This is a genomic window from uncultured Campylobacter sp. (assembly GCF_937949835.1).
Lineage (GTDB): Bacteria > Campylobacterota > Campylobacteria > Campylobacterales > Campylobacteraceae > Campylobacter_B.
On sequence record NZ_CALEDC010000305.1, the window covers coordinates 1 to 1,037 of the forward strand.

Annotated in this window: 1 protein-coding gene; it reads right to left on the minus strand. The window is 52.1% G+C overall.

Annotation, left to right across the window (positions count from 1 at the left end):
• Positions 1-290 precede the first annotated feature (290 nt).
• Entirely contained in the window at positions 291-884 is a 594-nt protein-coding gene (locus Q0256_RS06965; protein ID WP_297961558.1) for a BON domain-containing protein, read from the minus strand.
• Positions 885-1,037: the final 153 nt, after the last annotated feature.

Consider the following 1,037-nt stretch of genomic DNA (forward strand, 5'->3'; position numbering starts at 1 on the left):
CAGGGCGCGCTTTCTATCGGCACGCTGGCACTACTTTTCGGCGGGCGCTTGCGGCGTAAATTTCATCTGCGAAATTATCGTCTGAGGCGGCTTTAAATTTACTTAATGCTCGCGCTCGTGATCCAAATTTTAAAATTCCCCGCTATCTTGCGCGCCGATAAAATTTTAATTTCATGCACGTCGATCGCCCCGCAAACGAGCTGAAATAAATCGGGCATATCCTCAAATTTAGCCCGCCGCAAGCGGTTAAATTTGCCGTACTGAAGCGATCAAATTTAACCGCAAAGCCCCTACTCCTTCACCACGCGCAGGAATGAATACACGTCCTGCACCCCTGGCGCGTGCGTCGCGTACCAGATCGCGTGCTTTTCGTGCTCGATGTCCGTTACTACGCCGCTAAATACCACGTCGCAGCCCACGATCGCCACGCGCACCGCAGTGCCCGAAACGTCGGTGTCGGAAAAGAGATTTTTCTTTAAATTTGTAAAAATTTCAAACGAATTGCACGGATATTCGGGCTTTTTGACGCGCAGATAGGTATGCACACGCTGCACGCCTTCGGTTTGCCGAGCTAAAGTAAGCAGCGGCTCGCGCATCGCTTCGCTATCCAGCAGCCCGATGAGATAGACCTCGCCGTAGAAGCATTCGACCTCCAAATCCCAGCTGCTAAGGCCTTTGGTAAATAGAATTTTGCTTTGGATTTTAGTCTGGATGAGCTTGTCGCTAGCGACCTCGCTGACGCTGCGGCGGTCGCGCGCTACGGAGTAGATGTCATACACGCTAAGCGCGTTGCCAGCGGGCGCCAGCGGAGCCGCGCACGAGCTAAATAGCGCCGCGCAAGAGAGCAAAAACACCGCTAAAATCGCTAGAAACAAAACCCTCAAACCCTCTCCAATCTCGTTTAATTTCTAATTTATCTCAAGCCGGCTGCCCGCGCCGCTTTTTTAAATTTAGCCCCGCAGGCGCCGTTTTGCCGCAGCTTAAAATTTTGCGCCGTGAAATTTCACAGCTTAAAATTCCGAGCCGACGCGTCGCAA